Source organism: Thalassospira profundimaris (assembly GCF_003326675.1).
Taxonomy (GTDB): Bacteria; Pseudomonadota; Alphaproteobacteria; order Rhodospirillales; family Thalassospiraceae; genus Thalassospira; species Thalassospira aquimaris.
On sequence record NZ_JPWF01000002.1, the window covers coordinates 47,599 to 64,287 of the forward strand.

A 16,689-nucleotide genomic window follows, 5' to 3' on the forward strand; every position below is an offset into this window, starting at 1 on the left:
GCACAACCATCCAAAACAAAAGAGGGTGTCAATTTTGACACCCTCTTTTTTTAGGTCTTGCTGAACGCGCCCGGCGTTACTCGGCCAGCGCGTCTTCTGCGTCGATGACAACAGCAACCGCATGGATCACAGAAGCAATACGGATCGCGTTCTGGATCGTTTCCTTTTTGACACCGGCACCTTTAAGGACCTTGTCATGGGAATCGATGCACATGCCACAGCCATTGATCGCCGAAACTGCAATCGAGAACAGCTCGAAATCGGCTTTATCAATGCCCGGCTTGCCGATGATGTTCATGCGCAGGCGGGCCGGCATCGAACCGTATTCGGCATCCGAAACCAGATGGACGAAACGGTAATAGATGTTGTTCATGCCCATGATTGCCGCCGCACCCTTGGCGGCTTCAATTGCTTCCTCGGACAGCTTTTCTTTTGCTTCTGCGGCAACAGCCTTGATCAGTTTGGCGTTGCGCGATGCAAAGGCACACGCAAGGGCGGTGCCGTAAACCTGCTGGTCGGTCATGCCCGGATTGTTTGCCATGCTCGACAGGTTCAGTTTCAAATCCTTGGCATAGGCCGGCATTGCGTCCTTGATTTCGATAATCGACGTCATTTGGGTATCCCCTGAAACAAAATGCAAAAACAAAAACAGATCAGCCAGTGCCTGCACCGGTCGGGCAAAGCTTGAAACATGGAATGAAAATGTTTTGGCTGAAACGGGATCGGGCAGATGCCCGACCCCAATATCGTCTGGACTAAATCACCAAGGGCGACTTAGAGGGTTGCATCACCCTGGTTCCAGTTGCACGGGCAAAGTTCGTCGGTCTGCAGCGCGTCAAGAATACGCAGTGCTTCCTGCGGGTTACGACCAACGTTAAGGTCGTTAACCTGGACGTGACGGATGATGTTGTCCGGATCGACGATGAAGGTCGCACGCAGGGCAACACCGGCATCTTTCGCCAGAACACCAAGAGCAGCCGACAGTTCTTTTTTCTCGTCAGCCAGCCATACGAACGGGCTGTCGCCCAGATCTTCGTGGTGGGTACGCCATGCAGCGTGGACGAAATCGGTGTCGGTCGAGCAACCCAGAAGAACCGCGTCACGGTCTTCGAATTCACCGTTCAGTTCGCCGTAACCAACGATTTCGGTCGGGCAGACAAAGGTGAAGTCTTTCGGCCAGAAGAACAGGATCTTCCATTTGCCTTCATAGGACTTGTCAGTAACCGGTGCGAAGCTGTCCGGGGTTTTACCCGAAACACCAGTGAGATTGAATTCAGGAAGAATATCACCAACGGTAAGCATTAGTTTGGTTACTCCATAACCCAGTTAAAATTCCCGATTAACGGCCCCCGACAGGCCGCGTCATCTTGTGTGCAAGTGCAAAAAATGCACTCCCTGCTGGCGATTTGTAGTGAAATGGACTAACTAAGACAAATAGATAAATCCTCAGTTGTTGATAGGAAAAATTTATGGCTGCCCAACCAAGTATCAAGCAGCTCAAGTATCTGGTTGCTCTTGCGGAATGCGGCCATTTTGGCCGTGCGGCCGAGGCTTGCTTTATCACGCAGCCCAGCCTGTCGGCGGCGATCAACGAACTTGAAAACCTTCTTGGTGCGCAGCTTGTTGAACGCAACAAGCGTCAGGTCCTGATCACGCCGCTGGGTGAAGAAGTCGTTTCGCGGGCGCGAAGCATCTTGCAGGAAGTCGACGAACTGACCACCATGGCACAGGCCGCAACCGAACCGCTGTCAGGCCCGATCCATATCGGCGTTATCCCGACCATCGGCCCGTATCTGTTGCCCGATGTCATGACCGGCATCAAATCCGGCTTCCCGAAATTGCAGCCCTTCCTGCGCGAAGATCAGACCGGCAACCTGATCAAGCTGCTTTCGGCGGGTAAACTTGACCTTGCCCTGATTGCCCTGCCGATCGAAGAAGCATGGCTCGAAGAATTTGATCTGTTCGAAGACCAGTTCGTCTTTGCCTGCAGCCCGGACAATCCGCTGACCCACAAGCGCCGCCTTGAAATCACCGATATCAAAGATGAAAAGCTGTTGCTGCTGGAAGACGGCCATTGCCTGCGCGATCAGGCGCTTGAAGTCTGCCAGAAAGCCGGTTGGAGCAAGTCCGCCGATTTTCAGGCCAACAGCCTTTCGACACTGGTTCAGATGGTTGCTGCTGGCGTTGGATCGACATTGCTTCCTGAAATGTCGCTTGAGGTCGAGGCACGCCGTCCCGATCTTTTGAAAATCATGCCGTTTGAAAACCCGGTGCCGATCCGCCGGATTGGTATGGTCTGGCGCAGAAGTTCGGCCCGCAAACGCGAATATCGCCAATTGGCAACCTATCTGCGGGATCGGCTGACACCGCGTCATCAGGCAGATGTCGCCTGATTTCGGGAAACAGATACCCTTCGCCTCTTCGTAAAACAGGGAACAGGCTTATCGTCGATGTTGCCGATCAAGGATAATAATCCGACCACCATCACGCCCTGGGTCACCTATGGGATCATTGCCGTCAATGTTCTGGTTTTCCTCGTAACGGTTTCGCTCGATCCGCGTTCGGCGCAGCTGGTCAATCTGCAATATGGCGCGATCCCGGCCATCGTTTTTGGCCATGCCAGCTTGCCGCCGGAACTTTCCCCCTTCCCCGCGGGTTTTGACTTCCTGTCGATTTTCTCGGCCATGTTCATGCATGGCGGCTGGATGCATCTTGGCGGCAACATGCTGTATCTGTGGATTTTCGGCAACAATGTCGAAGACGCGATGGGGCATTTCCGCTTTTTGGTCTTCTATCTGATCTGCGGGGTTGCTGCCGCCCTTGGGCATGGCATCCTTGATACCCAGTCCGAAATTCCGATGATCGGCGCATCCGGTGCGCTTGCCGGGGTGCTTGGTGCCTATTTCCTGCTCTATCCCAAGGCACGCGTGCTGGTCTGGTTCTTCTGGGTGTTTATTTTCTATGTCCCGGCGGTCTTTGTGCTCGGTTTCTGGTTTGTAACCCAGATCATCAATTTTGGCAGCGGGGCTGATGACGGCATCGCATGGGTCGCCCATATCGCCGGCTTTGTTGCCGGGATGGCGCTGATCCCGCTGTTCAAACATCGCAATGTACCGCTTTGGCATGATGGATCCGCCGCACCGGCATTCGGCATGTATCGCCCGGGTCGCAAGGCACGCGATGGCAATGCCGGATCAAACATTCCGCCTTGGGCCGCAGCCTACGAGGCCGAACGTGCCGCCAAGCATGCCCATATGCGTGATGATCAGCGCGGCCCCTGGGGCAAGGAAGGCGAAAATGCCGACAAATCCCCGTGGGGACGCTATCAGCCTGCCCCGTCGGAAAAACCGGCGGCCAAGCCGTCTGTTGGCGTTCCCAAAGTTGTCCGCTTGCATCCGGACAACAACAAAGACAATAATTGATCGCGTAACACCATCCCCGGAGAATTCCAATGCGCGCCGCCTTCTTCACCGAATATCAGGGTCCGATTGACGTCCAGAAACTTGACGATCCCACCCCGACCAATGGCGGTGTCGTGATCAAAGTTGGTGCCACGGGCCTGTGCCGCAGTGACTGGCACGGCTGGATGGGTCATGATTCCGATGTCCAGCTTCCCCACGTGCCCGGCCATGAATTTGCCGGAACCGTGGTTGCGGTCGGCAAGGATATCAAACGCTGGAAAGAAGGCGATCGCGTTACCGTTCCGTTTGTATCGGGTTGCGGCCACTGCCCCGAATGCCACAGCGGCAACCATCAGGTCTGCGATCATCAGTTCCAGCCGGGCTTTACCCATTGGGGCAGTTTTGCCGAATATGTCGCCATTGACTATGCCGACACCAATCTGGTGCGCCTGCCTGATGAAATGGATTATGCGACGGCCGCCAGCCTTGGCTGCCGCTTTGCCACCAGTTTCCGCGGCGTGATTGACCAGGGCAAGGTAACTGCTGGTCAGATGGTTGCGGTCCACGGCGCGGGCGGTGTCGGTCTGTCGGCAATCATGATTGCCGCGGCCGCCGGGGCCTATGTGGTTGCGGTCGATATCGACGACACCAAACTGGAATTTGCCAAGGAACTTGGTGCCAATACCGTTCTCAATGCCAAGACAATTGACGACATTCCTGCCGCGATCAAGGACATGACGCGTGGCGGCGTTCATGTTTCTGTCGATGCCCTTGGCAGTGCGGTGACCTGCTTTAACTCTGTCTCATCCCTGCGCAAACGCGGCAAACATATCCAGATCGGCCTGATGACCGGTGACCACGCCCATGCCAAGGTTCCGATGGATCGGGTGGTTGCCCATGAACTTGAAATTCTTGGCAGCCACGGCATGCAGGCATTCCGCTATGACGCGATGATCGACATGATCATGACCGGCAAACTCGCCCCGCAAAAACTGATCGGGGATCGAGTCACACTCGCCGAAGGCGCAACCGCCCTGATGAACATGAATCACTTCGCCGGAACCGGCGTTACGGTGATTGACCGGTTCTAGTCCCGTCTCGGCCCTTTCCCCGGAACCGCCTGCAACACAGCCGCTTTTTATAATCGTTATAATATTAATTAAATAATACTTATTATACTTAGGATTGCCCAACGACCCCAAATACCCTTACACTCTGTCCGGGTACTCCCCACCTCAATGAGGGAGCCTTGAAAAGAATGCCAGCATACGCACCCAAACTGATGCGATTGTAAGGCTTCTGACCTCAGAAATGAGACAGAGAGAGACGCGACCATGACGGAAGAAATCACTCTAGAAGGTGATGCCCGGCGCAAGACGGAACTTCGCAGTTTCCTGTTCTTGGCCATTGTTCTGGCACCGGCCCTTGCGGTCGCGATTGTCGGCGGGCTCGGTTTTTCAATCTGGATTTATCAAATGTTTGCGGGCCCGCCCGGACCACCGGTCTGATCGGCGGAGGGCGGGCTTATGCCTGATACCCTCAAAGATCCGGGCCGCAGGGCATTTCTGGACCGGTTCCGTTCGGGAACGGATGTGCAATCACGCCCGGAGTTATCGGCAATCCGTCCCCCCTGGGCTGTTCAATTCGATGCCAACTGTACCGGTTGTGCGGACTGTGTGCCTGCATGTCCGGAAGGCATCATTGCCCTTGATGGTGCGAACCTGCCTGCCATTGATTTCAACAAGGGTGAATGCAGTTTTTGCGAGGCATGCGCCGATGCCTGCTCTGAAAACGTGTTTGACCGCTCAGTCGAACCGGCATGGCATCTTGATATCACGGTCGCCAAAAACTGCTTTGCCGAACAGGGCATCTATTGCCGGTCCTGTGGCGACATCTGCCCGGAACGGGCCATTCGCATTCCGCCACAACTGGGCGGACGGGCAAGGGTCATCATTGATAGCGATACCTGCACAAGATGCGGGGCCTGTCAGGGGGCCTGCCCGGCCGATGCCATATTGATCACACCGCACAAGGAATATGCCCATGAATGAAGATATCGGGGTGATCTCCAGCATGATCGTGCAAACCCGTCCCGAACAGATGGACGATCTTAAATCCCGGCTTGCAAGCGTTGCGGGTGCGGAAGTCACCTCCGAAGACGCAAGCGGCAAGCTGGTTGTCGTGCTTGAAGCCGATACTGACCGGCAACTGGCCGACACCATGCAAAAGATCGGTGAAATCCCCGGCGTCCTTGGCGTCAATCTGGTGTTTCACCACAGCGAAAAAGCCAACTGAAAATTTTAAAAAGCACTCCGCTTTCTGGATCAAGGAACGAAACCATGTTCAAGGCAAAGATATCCCGCCGAGATGCCCTTAAAGCCAAGGCCGCCGCCGTTGCGGCCGCTGCGGCCGGCATCAGTTTGCCGGCATCCGCCCAAAATCTGGTCACTGAGTCCGAACATACCCAGCTTAAATGGTCCAAGGCCCCGTGCCGGTTCTGCGGCACCGGCTGTTCGGTGATGGTCGCGACCAAGGACAACCATGTGGTTGCCACCCATGGCGATGTTCTGTCCCCGGTCAATCGCGGTCTGAACTGCGTTAAGGGTTATTTCCTGTCCAAGATCATGTATGGCACGGACCGTCTGACCCAACCGCTGTTGCGCAAAAAGAACGGCGTGTTTGACAAAAATGGCGATTTCGAACCGGTTTCCTGGGACGAGGCCTTTGACGTCATGGCCGAAAAATGGAAAGCCGCCCTTAAGGCCAAAGGTCCGACCTCGGTTGGCATGTTCGGGTCCGGCCAATGGACCGTGTGGGAAGGTTATGCTGCTTCCAAACTGATGAAGGCCGGTTTCCGGTCCAACAATATTGATCCCAATGCCCGCCATTGCATGGCCTCTGCCGTGGTCGGCTTCATGCGGACCTTTGGCATGGACGAACCAATGGGCTGCTATGACGATATGGAAGCAGCCGATGCCTTCGTGCTCTGGGGTTCGAACATGGCCGAGATGCATCCGATCCTTTGGACAAGAGTGACCGACCGCCGTCTGTCTGCCCCGCATGTCAAGGTTGCCGTGCTGTCGACCTACGAGCATCGCTGCTTTGATCTGGCCGATATCCCGATGGTGTTTGAACCGCAAACCGATCTGGCGATCCTGAACTATATCGCCCATCACATCATCTCAACCAACCGGGTCAATACCGACTTCGTCAACAAGCACACAATTTTCCGTCGTGGCAATACCGATATCGGCTATGGCCTGCGCCCGGAAGATCCGCGGGAACAATCGGCCAAACACGCCGCCGATGCCGGTGGTTCGACCGACATGACATTCGACGAATATGCCGAATTTGTCGCGGAATACACCCTTGATAAAACCCATGAACTGACCGGGGTTCCCAAGGAACGCCTCGAAGCATTGGCCGAACTTTATGCCGATCCCGATACCAAGGTCACTTCGTTCTGGACCATGGGCTTTAACCAGCATACCCGCGGGGTTTGGGCCAACAACCTTGTTTACAACATCCATCTTCTGACCGGCAAAATCGCCGAGCCGGGCAACTCGCCCTTCTCGCTGACCGGACAACCGTCTGCCTGCGGCACCGCCCGCGAAGTCGGCACCTTTGCCCATCGCCTGCCCGCTGATCTTGTGGTGACCAACCCTGAACACCGCAAACATGCCGAAGAAATCTGGAAACTGCCTGACGGCACCATTCCCGATAAGGTCGGCTATCACGCGGTGCTTCAGAACCGCATGCTGCGCGATGGCAAGCTCAATGCCTATTGGGTTCAGTGCAACAACAACATGCAGGCTGCCGCCAACATGACCGAGGAAGGTTGGCCCGGCTATCGCAACCCGGAAAACTTCATCACGGTCTCGGACGCCTATCCCACTGTCACCTGCGAGGCCGCCGATCTTGTCCTGCCAACCGCCATGTGGGTGGAAAAGGAAGGCTGTTACGGCAATGCCGAACGCCGCACCCATATGTGGCATCAGCTTGTCGATGCGCCGGGCGATGCCAAATCCGACCTGTGGCAATTGATGGAATTTTCCAAACGCTTCACCATGGAAGATGTCTGGCCCGAAGACCTTCTGGCCAAGGCACCGGAAATGCGTGGCAAGAGCCTGTTTGACGTGCTCTATCGCAACGGCAATGTCGACAAGTTCCCGCTGGAACAGACATCGCCTGATTACAACAACCAGGAATCCAAAGAATACGGCTTCTATGTTCAAAAGGGCCTGTTCGAAGAATACGCCACCTTTGGTCGCGGACACGGGCACGACCTTGCACCCTTTGATACCTATCACGAAGTTCGCGGTCTGCGCTGGCCGGTGGTCGATGGCAAGGAAACCCTGTGGCGATACCGCGAAGGATATGACCCCTATGTCACGCCCGGCGCCGGGGTCGAATTCTATGGCCACAAGGATGGCAAGGCCCGCATCTTTGCCCTGCCCTATGAACCGGCCGCCGAAAGCCCGGATGAAGAATATCCATACTGGCTGTGCACCGGCCGTGTGATCGAACACTGGCATTCCGGCTCCATGACCCAGCGCGTGCCCGAACTTTATCGCGCCTTCCCTGATGCCGTGTGCTTCATGCATCCCGATGATGCGGCCGAACAGGGTCTGCGCCGCGGGGATGAAATCAAAATCACGTCACGCCGTGGCGATATGCGCACCCGTGTTGAAACCCGCGGGCGGAACAAGCCCCCCCGTGGACTGGTCTTTGTTCCGTGGTTTGATGCCAGCGAACTGATCAACAAGGTCACGCTCGATGCCACCGATCCGATGTCCAAGCAGACCGACTTCAAGAAATGTGCCATCCGCATTGAAAAAGTGTGAGGGAGGAAACCATGAAAATATCCGCAAAATGGCTGCTTTCCCTTGCGATCATTGGCATTGCAGGCATGGCTATGGCCGCCGAACCGATCACCACATTACGCAGTGCCGCCCCTGATCAGGTTTCCCCGGCCCCGCAAATGTCGAACTTTGAAGACAACAGCGAAAAACGCCCGCGCAACTACCCGGAACAGCCGCCGACCATCCCCCATGATATCGAAGGCTACCAGATTGATCGCAACGCCAATAAATGCCTGTCCTGTCATGCCCGCTCGCGCACGGGTGACAGTGGCGCACCAATGGTGTCGATCACCCATTTCATGGATCGGGATAATCAGTTCCTGGCCGCGGTAAGCCCGCGTCGCTATTTCTGCACGCAATGCCATGTGCCGCAAAAAGAAGTCAAACCTCTGGTCGACAACAACTTTGTCGATATCGACCAACTCCTGCCCAATAACAGCACCCGCATCGCGGAATAAGGAGGGGGCCGATGAAGAACTTTATCAAAAGGCACTGGACGGTACTGACAACGCCCAGCGTGCATTACAGTCTGGCCTTCCTGACGGTTGGCGGCTTTATCGCCGGGGTCATTTTCTGGGGCGGTTTCAACACCGCCCTTGAAGCCACCAACACCGAACAATTCTGTATCGGTTGTCACGAAATGAACGACAACGTTTATCAGGAACTGAAAACCACGATCCACTACACCAACCGGTCGGGCGTTCGCGCAACCTGTCCGGATTGCCATGTGCCGCATGAATGGACGGACAAGATCGCCCGTAAAATGCAGGCCTCGAAGGAAGTCTGGGGTAAACTCTTTGGCACCATCAGCACCCGTGACAAGTTCCTGGAGAAACGTCTTGAACTGGCCCAGCACGAATGGGCAAGGCTTTCGGCCAACAATTCGCTCGAATGCCGGAACTGCCATTCCGCGGAATCGATGGATACCACCCGACAAAGCCCCCGCGCGTCCGAGGCTCATCAGAAATTTTTATTTACCGGTGAAAAGACTTGTATCGACTGTCACAAAGGGATCGCGCATCATCTTCCTGATATGTCGGGTGTTCCCGAATGGCAATAAAGTGAAGATGGACCAGACAGCGTGACAGACACCCAAGAAAACGGGCCCCTTTTGGCCGGTATCCCTTTCCGGCCAAAAGACCCGATTGACGACGTGCTGGGCGAAATTGCCCATGGTTTTGACGCCAACCGCATTGCCGGTTACGTGCAAAAACGCCGCAAGGATCGGGATTGTGGCACGCTTGTCTATGTCCGCAATCTGCGCAGCGGCGATGAAATGCCGATCACCAAAAACCGTGGTGCGATGGCAAAGGGCTGCAAGCTTGATGGCGATGCCCTGTCATCGCTTTCCGAGCAGCTTGAACGCGATGTCGAAACCGATTGCGATCTGTTGATTGTCGCGCGCTTTGGCCGAAGCGAGGCCGATGGCCGTGGCCTGCGTGATGTGATTTCACGCGCCATGGTGCTTGAAATCCCGGTTCTGGTTGGCGTGCGCGATGAATATGCCGATGCCTGGGATGAATTTCATGGCGGCATGGCTCAAACCCTGTCGCTTGATGAAACCGCAATCCGCGATTGGCTTTCACATCACATGAATGTCGCCGAAAACGCCTAGGCCCTAATCACAGCATCCAAGCTGTGCCGGTGCCCGGTCTTTGACCAGCACCTTGGCGGCGAACCGTTCGAACCATGCCCCGAACGCCGCATCATATTTGGCCCGTCCGGCGCGCTGCTGATCCGGGTCCTGCCCGTTCGGTCGGTCAGTCTTGGCCGCCGAATTCGCAAGCCAGCGTTCATGGGTTTCATCATCGACTTCCGGGTGGAACTGAATGCCCCAGATACGTTCATCAATGTGATAGGCCTGATGGGGAAATACCGATCCGGTCGCAACAAGCTCTGCACCGGCCGGAAGCCCGAACCCTTCGCTGTGCCAGTGATAGACCATCATTTCATCGGGAAACAGGTCCTGCCCCGCCTCGGTCGCCTGCACCGGGTAATAGCCGATCTCGGTCAGGCCTTCGGGATGGGGTTCGATTTCCGCCCCCAGATGACGCGCCATCATCTGCGCCCCAAGACAGATACCAAGATACAGCGCGTTACTTGCAACCACCTTGGGCAGGAATTCCATGATCGCCTGCACATTGCCAAGGTCATCGTCATTGGCGCTCATCGGGCCGCCAAACACCACGACAAGGTGATAGGCAGACAGATCATCGGGCAATGCATCGCCTTCGCCCGGACGGCGAATATCGAACTCATAACCGTACTTGCGCAATACCGTTCCCAACCGTCCCGGCTGTCCGGTGGCCGAATTGAAAATCAGAAGAATGCGGTTGGCAGGGCTTAGTTCGTTCATCGGGACCTCATTGCTGCGTTAGCGAAGGGTAGACCGCCCTTCGTCGTTTTGACAAGTCCCGCATCGTCAAAAACCCTGTGCTAAAATCAAAAAGCCGCCGCACATTGTGCGACGGCTTCAAAGATCAAAACAGCCAAGCGATGGCTTAAACGTTGAATTTGAAGTGGAAGATATCGCCATCCTTGACGATATAGGTCTTGCCTTCCTGACGCAGCTTGCCGTTATCACGCGCACCAACTTCACCGTTAAATGCGATGAAATCGTCATAGGCAATGGTTTCGGCCTTGATAAAGCCGCGCTCGAAATCGGTGTGAATTACGCCCGCTGCATTCGGGGCAGTTGCACCTTCATGCACGGTCCATGCGCGTGCCTCTTTCGGACCAACCGTAAAGAAGGTCAAAAGGTTCAAAAGCTTGTAGCCTTCGCGAATAACGCGGGCCAGACCGGTTTCTTCAAGACCAAGACCTTCAAGGAACTCTTTCTTGTCTTCGGCACTTTCAAGAAGCGCCACTTCGGATTCAATGGCTGCTGAAATCACGACCGAACGCGCACCCTGTGCAGCGGCCATTTCGGCAACCTTGGCCGACAGTTCGTTGCCATCAGCGGCACTGTCTTCATCCACGTTGCAGGCATACAGAACCGGCTTGCTGGTCAAAAGCTGCAACATACGGAATGCCTTGGCTTCGTCTTCGTTGTTTACTTCAACGACACGGGCCGGTTTGCCTTCGCGCAGAACTTCAAGGGTCCGTTCCACCAGCTCAAGCGTCAGCTTGGCATCCTTGTCGTTGCCCTTGGCACGTTTCTGAAGACCGGTGATCCGCTTTTCAAGGCTGTCCATATCGGCCAGCATCAATTCGGTTTCGATGGTTTCCGCATCACGGACCGGGTTCACAGAACCTTCGACATGGGTGATATCGCCATCTTCAAAGCAGCGCAGAACATGCACGATGGCATCGGTTTCGCGAATATTGGCAAGGAACTGGTTGCCAAGGCCCTCGCCCTTCGACGCGCCCCGAACCAGACCGGCAATATCGACAAATTCAAGCTGGGTCGGGATGATGTTGGCCGATTTTGCAATCGCCGCAACTTTATCAAGACGATCATCAGGAACGCTGACACGACCGGTATTCGGTTCGATGGTGCAGAACGGGAAGTTTGCTGCTTCCGCAGCGGCCGTCTGGGTCAGGGCGTTAAAAAGGGTCGATTTGCCAACGTTGGGCAGACCAACAATACCGCATTTGAATCCCATCTTCGGGCTCCGTCACTTGAATTTCTGTTCATCGGAATCGATCCGGGCAGCCCCCGACCGAAAGACTATTTCTTTTTGCCAAATGCCTTGGCAAGTGCCTCGGCCATGGCCGAGGCTGCATTGCTGACCGGTGTGTCTGCGCGTTCCACGCGGACTTTTGCCGCACCGGACAAATCTTCCATTCCTTCGCCAGCCTGCTTTTGCAGACCTGCGTCGTCATTGCCATCTTTTTGATCCGGTTTGGCCGCCGGTTTATCCTTTTTCGGTGCCTTTGGCTTGGGCGGGCTTACGATGGCCGAGACCTTGCTCATAAAGCCGCCATCATCGCCTTTGACCAGTCGCGCGAATTCCGCAGCAACCCCGTCCAAAAGCGCCATCAGCCAGCCTTCGCTCTCGGCCTTGGAGAAATCCCCAAGAACATGGTCATGCACACGGGATTTATCCCCCGGATGACCAATGCCAAGACGCACGCGGCGATATTCCTTGCCACAATGGGCGTCAATTGATCGTAATCCGTTATGCCCGCCATGCCCGCCACCGCGTTTCACGCGCAATTTGCCCGGCGGCAAATCCAGCTCGTCATGCAGAACAATAACGTCTTCGACCGGAATCTTGTAAAAGCGCAGCACTTCGCAAACGCTTTGCCCCGACAGGTTCATGAAGGTTTCCGGTTTGAGAACCAGAACTTTGTGACCGTTCACGTCGCCTTCGGAAATCTGACCCTGAAACTTTTTGCGCCAGGGCCCAAAAGAATAGCGGCGGACGATTTCGTCCGCCGCCATGAAGCCAATGTTGTGGCGATTGGCGGCATATCCCGATCCCGGGTTTCCCAGTCCAACCACCAAAAACATTACAAGACCTCGATCTTATTCTTCGCCTGCTTCTTCGTCCGAAGCGGCATTTTCTTCCGACTTCAGAGCGGACGGAGCAGCAACGGTCGCAACGGTGAAGTCACGGTCGGTGATTGCGAGTTCGACACCTTTCGGCAGTTTGATTGCCGAAATGTGGATCGAGTCACCAACTGCAACGCCAGAAAGGTCGAAGACCAGCTCTTCCGGAATTGCGTTCGGAGCGCAGATAACTTCAACATCATGACGGACAACGTTAAGAACGCCGCCTTTTTTCAGGCCCGGCGATTTCTCTTCGTTTTCGAAGCGAACCGGAACTTCCACATGGATGGTCTGGCCTTTTGCAAAGCGCAGAAGATCGATGTGCATGATTTCGTCGGTAACTTTGTCGAACTGAACGTCGCGCGGCAGAACGTCATATTTCTCGCTTCCGACTTCAACAGTCAGAACATGAGAATAGAAGCCCGGCTTATGCAGAAGTTTCCAAAGCGGACGCGGGTCGATCTGGAACAGAACAGCTTCCTGTTTTGCACCATAGATGACACCAGGGACCATACCGGCACGACGCACGGCACGGGCGGCCCCCTTTCCGGCCCGTTCACGGATTTCCGCAGTGATAACAGTGTTTGCCATCGGAAAATCTCCTTGAACTAAGAAAGTATTGTCTTCGCAGGTTGGTGTAAATCACCGCTGAAAGCCCACGAAAACAAGCGCGGTGGCCTCCAGGGGTGCCACCGCGGCGAGGGCCTTATACCCTCAATCGAAAAGAACGGAAACAGATTTTTCTTCCGAGATACGGCGAATGGCTTCTGCCATCAGCGGCGCAATCGGAAGCTGACGAATTTTGGTGCAATCACGAACCGCATCCGATGCACGGATGGAATCGGTGGTGACGACTTCGGTCATCGGCGAATTGGCGATACGTTCAACCGCCGGGCCCGACAGGACACCGTGGGAAACATAGGCCGCAACCGACGATGCACCGCGTTCTTTCAGTGCACCGGCTGCGTTGCAAAGCGTACCTGCCGAGTCAACGATATCGTCAACCAGGATGCAGGCTGCGTCTTTGACGTCGCCGATAACATGCATGACTTCGGAAACACCGGCCTGCGGACGACGTTTGTCGATGATCGCAAGTTCGGCATCCAGACGTTTCGCAACGGAACGCGCACGGGCAACACCGCCGACATCCGGGCTGACGATGACCAGTTTCTGGCCTTCGAACTTGTTGCGGATATCGCTGGTCAGAACCGGCGACGCAAACAGGTTATCAAGCGGAATGTCGAAGAAGCCCTGAATCTGACCGGCGTGGAGGTCCATGGTCAGAACGCGGTCAGCACCGGCAACCGTAATCAGGTTGGCAACCAGCTTTGCCGAAATCGGGGTACGGGGACCGGATTTACGGTCCTGACGGGCATAACCGAAATACGGAATGACAGCCGTGATGCGACGTGCAGACCCACGACGCAGCGCGTCGAGTATCACCAGAAGTTCCATCAGGTTGTCGTTTGCGGGGAAAGAGGTGCTCTGAATGACAAAAACGTCCTCACCGCGGACGTTTTCCTGAATTTCACACCAGATTTCCTCATCGGAGAAACGCTTAACATCTGCACGGGTAAGCGGCAGATTCAGATGGTCAGCAATAGCCTCAGCCAACGGGCGGTTACTGTTACCAGCGAGGATCTTCATAGCGGGGCCTCGGTTAATGGGTGCCGGGAAAGCGAAAAAACAAAATCCTTTTTGCGACTCCACCAACACAGGTCAGCCGGGTGTGGTCCCGTTTGCCCCTGTCGCCCAAAAGCCCGGAAACCGGGGAAACCCCGCCCGAAACGACGACATGTTCACGACACTCAAAGACCATATATAGGCAAACCTGCACCTTGGCAGTGCGCGGCGGCTTTATAACCAGCCGTTAACAGTCTGTAAATGGGGGCAATGACGAATAACGACAAGGCTGTCATGCATCAGACGGCCATCCCTTGGCTTTCAAGCGTTCTAGCGCGCTGAAAGCGTCTTTTTATCTGCCCGGAATTGCAGCTTTTTACGGGTGGCAATTTGCCCCAAAACCCCTTCAAGGGTTTCAACCGCCGCCTGGGCGGCAAGGGATGCCACCCCGCCCCAATATTTATCAAGACTGCCATGGGGCACGACATTGTTTTGCTTCATCTGTCCAAGTTCCGTGCCATCGGCTTCCATGATCACCCATTCAATGGCGACTTTATCAACCGGCGGCTTTTGACCGTTCTCGATGGGGGCGACATCAATCGTTGCGGACAGGATCACACTGTTTTCATCAATCTCCTTGTTATCAACAAGGATGCCCTTTGATACCAACAATGCCCCGGCCGAACGTGCCAGTGCGGTATTGCCATCCCCCGGTGCCCCGGCAAAATCAATCAGGGCAATCTTCATAAAGGGTGCCGCCTTGAACGATGACCGGTCCCCCGTAATCATGAAGGCAATCTGATCGGCCGATTGCGCAACAAGCCCGTCATAGGTCAGGTGCATCGGGTCTTCCTTGATCCCGTCAAGTTCGCGCACCTTGTCGACAAACTCCTTGGGCAGGGCCATGTTGTTTTCTTCCGGCCCGGTCGGATTGTCGGCAAACCATTGCTGCGCGGATAACTCGCCAACCGAACGGGTGGTATCAATTGCCAATCCGTCCGGGCGCATCAGAACCCAGGTCACGTCAAGTTTCGCACCATTTTCAATCAGGCTGGCTTCGATATTGGGACGCAGGATGTAACTGCCACCAATATTACTGTCGCTATAGGCCGGGATATCCCGGTTACGAAGGGCACGCGCCATCGCACGGGCCAGATGTGCCGATGCACCTTCGGGCAGATCATCGCCCGTCTCGACCCTGACGGTTCCGGTATCGCGCAATTCCAAAAGTGACGGATCGCCTTCACGTCCGGCCCCTTCAAACGGGCGCGGCAAATCACCACAGGCCGCCAGCGGCACAGCCGTCACAACAAACAGAACAAGGGAACGGAGGATCGATTTCATATCGTCACTTATATATTCACATCAAAACGCAACCGATCATGGTCGCGATGATAATAAAGAAAAACAGCATAATCATATGCGGCATGACGTATCCCCCCGGGCCTTATCGCCCTACGCCCCGGTCAACATGATTGCGGAAAGTTGCCGACCGTAATCGGGTTCCTTGCGAAGCGTCGTGCGGCGATAACTGTAAAACAGTTCTTCCTCGGCCAGCGTATCACGCGCGACCAATTCGACCGATGCGATCCCGGTCGCAATCGTCCGGCGACGGACATATTCCGGCAAATCAAACATGAAATGCCCGGCCCGAACCGATGTATCAAACAAATCGTCACTGCCTTCCGGCCCGCCCAGAATGGTATCGCGAAACGCACCATCTACTTCATAGGATTTGCGTGCGATGCACGGGCCGACCGCGGCGGTAATATTTTCACGCTTCGCGCCAAGCTTTTCCATCGCATCAACCGTGCTGGCCGAAATACCGCCATATGATCCGCGCCATCCCGAATGGCATGCGCCGATCACTCCGGCAACCGGATCATGAAACAGGACCGGCGTACAGTCGGCGGTCAAAATACCCAGCATGATGCCCGGACGGTCGGTGACCATCGCATCGGCCTTGGGCGCTTCATCACGTGAAAGCGGCTTATCAAGAACGGCAACATCGGTGCCATGCACCTGATAAACCGTGGTCAGATTTTCAGAAATGGTGGCAAAGGCCGATGCCGCACGCGCACGGTTTTCGGCCACCCGGTCCTTGTTGTCATCGGACCCGAAACCGACATTCAACCCGCCATGAAGACCGTCACTAACCCCGCCCTTGCGGCTGAGAAACCCGTGACGCAATCCATCCTTGCCCGAAAGGCGTTCGGCCTCAAACCATGTCAGTCCGTTTGACGAACGTTCAATACCGTCGGTAATCGGATGGGTCATGGGTGGGTGGCTCCAAGGTTTGAATGGTCGC

At 55.4% G+C, this 16,689-nt stretch carries 19 protein-coding genes; 10 read left to right on the forward strand and 9 right to left on the reverse strand.

Translation table 11 applies throughout. The annotated features are described in order from the left end of the window. Nucleotides 1-76 precede the first annotated feature (76 nt). Nucleotides 77-613, reverse strand: a complete 537-nt coding sequence (gene ahpD / locus TH19_RS02805) for an alkylhydroperoxidase, AhpD family (protein WP_114101204.1) — start codon at nucleotides 611-613, stop codon at nucleotides 77-79. Between the two features lie 161 nt (nucleotides 614-774). Next, nucleotides 775-1,302, reverse strand: a complete 528-nt coding sequence (locus tag TH19_RS02810; RefSeq protein ID WP_114100830.1) for a peroxiredoxin — start codon at nucleotides 1,300-1,302, stop codon at nucleotides 775-777. A 167-nt stretch (nucleotides 1,303-1,469) separates the two neighbouring features. Here TH19_RS02810 and TH19_RS02815 point away from each other — a divergent pair, with 167 nt between their 5' ends. The 10 genes from TH19_RS02815 (at nucleotide 1,470) to TH19_RS02860 (ending at nucleotide 9,878) form a co-directional block, all read left to right on the forward strand. After that, a complete protein-coding gene (locus TH19_RS02815; RefSeq protein ID WP_114100831.1) occupies nucleotides 1,470-2,393 on the forward strand; it encodes a LysR substrate-binding domain-containing protein in 924 nt (307 codons plus the stop codon). 57 nt (nucleotides 2,394-2,450) lie between these two features. Next, nucleotides 2,451-3,422, forward strand: coding sequence for a rhomboid family intramembrane serine protease (locus TH19_RS02820; protein WP_114100832.1), 972 nt, complete (start codon nucleotides 2,451-2,453; stop codon nucleotides 3,420-3,422). A gap of 29 nt (nucleotides 3,423-3,451) precedes the next feature. Further along, complete coding sequence (locus TH19_RS02825; RefSeq protein ID WP_114100833.1) at nucleotides 3,452-4,492, forward strand: zinc-dependent alcohol dehydrogenase family protein; 1,041 nt, start codon at nucleotides 3,452-3,454, stop codon at nucleotides 4,490-4,492. Nucleotides 4,493-4,735: 243 nt separating this feature from the next. Further along, nucleotides 4,736-4,909, forward strand: coding sequence for a periplasmic nitrate reductase, NapE protein (gene napE, locus TH19_RS02830; protein WP_114100834.1), 174 nt, complete (start codon nucleotides 4,736-4,738; stop codon nucleotides 4,907-4,909). Nucleotides 4,910-4,927: 18 nt separating this feature from the next. After that, on the forward strand, nucleotides 4,928-5,452 hold the full coding sequence (gene napF / locus TH19_RS02835) for a ferredoxin-type protein NapF (protein WP_114100835.1): 525 nt from the start codon (nucleotides 4,928-4,930) through the stop codon (nucleotides 5,450-5,452). Further along, nucleotides 5,445-5,696, forward strand: a complete 252-nt coding sequence (locus TH19_RS02840; RefSeq protein WP_181846284.1) for a chaperone NapD — start codon at nucleotides 5,445-5,447, stop codon at nucleotides 5,694-5,696. Before napF ends, TH19_RS02840 begins: the two co-directional genes overlap by 8 nt. A gap of 44 nt (nucleotides 5,697-5,740) precedes the next feature. Further along, entirely contained in the window at nucleotides 5,741-8,245 is a 2,505-nt protein-coding gene (gene napA, locus TH19_RS02845) for a periplasmic nitrate reductase subunit alpha (protein WP_114100837.1), read from the forward strand. Between the two features lie 11 nt (nucleotides 8,246-8,256). After that, nucleotides 8,257-8,721 (forward strand): nitrate reductase cytochrome c-type subunit, encoded by a 465-nt coding sequence (locus TH19_RS02850; protein WP_114100838.1) that lies wholly within the window; start codon nucleotides 8,257-8,259, stop codon nucleotides 8,719-8,721. Nucleotides 8,722-8,732: 11 nt separating this feature from the next. Then, nucleotides 8,733-9,323, forward strand: coding sequence for a NapC/NirT family cytochrome c (locus TH19_RS02855; protein WP_114100839.1), 591 nt, complete (start codon nucleotides 8,733-8,735; stop codon nucleotides 9,321-9,323). A 21-nt stretch (nucleotides 9,324-9,344) separates the two neighbouring features. After that, nucleotides 9,345-9,878 carry a DUF2478 domain-containing protein gene (locus TH19_RS02860; RefSeq protein ID WP_114100840.1) on the forward strand — a complete coding sequence of 178 codons (534 nt, stop codon included), beginning with the start codon at nucleotides 9,345-9,347 and terminating at the stop codon, nucleotides 9,876-9,878. Nucleotides 9,879-9,881: 3 nt separating this feature from the next. On the opposite strand, the gene TH19_RS02865 is transcribed toward TH19_RS02860, so the two are convergent. From TH19_RS02865 to pgeF, 7 genes are all read right to left on the reverse strand, one after another. After that, nucleotides 9,882-10,619 (reverse strand): glutamine amidotransferase-related protein, encoded by a 738-nt coding sequence (locus TH19_RS02865; RefSeq protein ID WP_114100841.1) that lies wholly within the window; start codon nucleotides 10,617-10,619, stop codon nucleotides 9,882-9,884. A 145-nt stretch (nucleotides 10,620-10,764) separates the two neighbouring features. Continuing rightward, nucleotides 10,765-11,868 carry a redox-regulated ATPase YchF gene (gene ychF, locus TH19_RS02870; RefSeq protein WP_114100842.1) on the reverse strand — a complete coding sequence of 368 codons (1,104 nt, stop codon included), beginning with the start codon at nucleotides 11,866-11,868 and terminating at the stop codon, nucleotides 10,765-10,767. Between the two features lie 65 nt (nucleotides 11,869-11,933). Further along, nucleotides 11,934-12,719, reverse strand: coding sequence for an aminoacyl-tRNA hydrolase (pth, locus tag TH19_RS02875; RefSeq protein ID WP_114100843.1), 786 nt, complete (start codon nucleotides 12,717-12,719; stop codon nucleotides 11,934-11,936). A gap of 15 nt (nucleotides 12,720-12,734) precedes the next feature. Beyond that, nucleotides 12,735-13,349, reverse strand: a complete 615-nt coding sequence (locus TH19_RS02880) for a 50S ribosomal protein L25/general stress protein Ctc (protein WP_114100844.1) — start codon at nucleotides 13,347-13,349, stop codon at nucleotides 12,735-12,737. Nucleotides 13,350-13,472: 123 nt separating this feature from the next. Further along, nucleotides 13,473-14,405, reverse strand: coding sequence for a ribose-phosphate pyrophosphokinase (locus TH19_RS02885; protein ID WP_114097993.1), 933 nt, complete (start codon nucleotides 14,403-14,405; stop codon nucleotides 13,473-13,475). Between the two features lie 306 nt (nucleotides 14,406-14,711). Further along, on the reverse strand, nucleotides 14,712-15,725 hold the full coding sequence (locus tag TH19_RS02890; RefSeq protein WP_114100845.1) for a hypothetical protein: 1,014 nt from the start codon (nucleotides 15,723-15,725) through the stop codon (nucleotides 14,712-14,714). A 111-nt stretch (nucleotides 15,726-15,836) separates the two neighbouring features. Continuing rightward, nucleotides 15,837-16,658, reverse strand: a complete 822-nt coding sequence (gene pgeF, locus TH19_RS02895; RefSeq protein WP_114100846.1) for a peptidoglycan editing factor PgeF — start codon at nucleotides 16,656-16,658, stop codon at nucleotides 15,837-15,839. Nucleotides 16,659-16,689 lie beyond the last annotated feature (31 nt).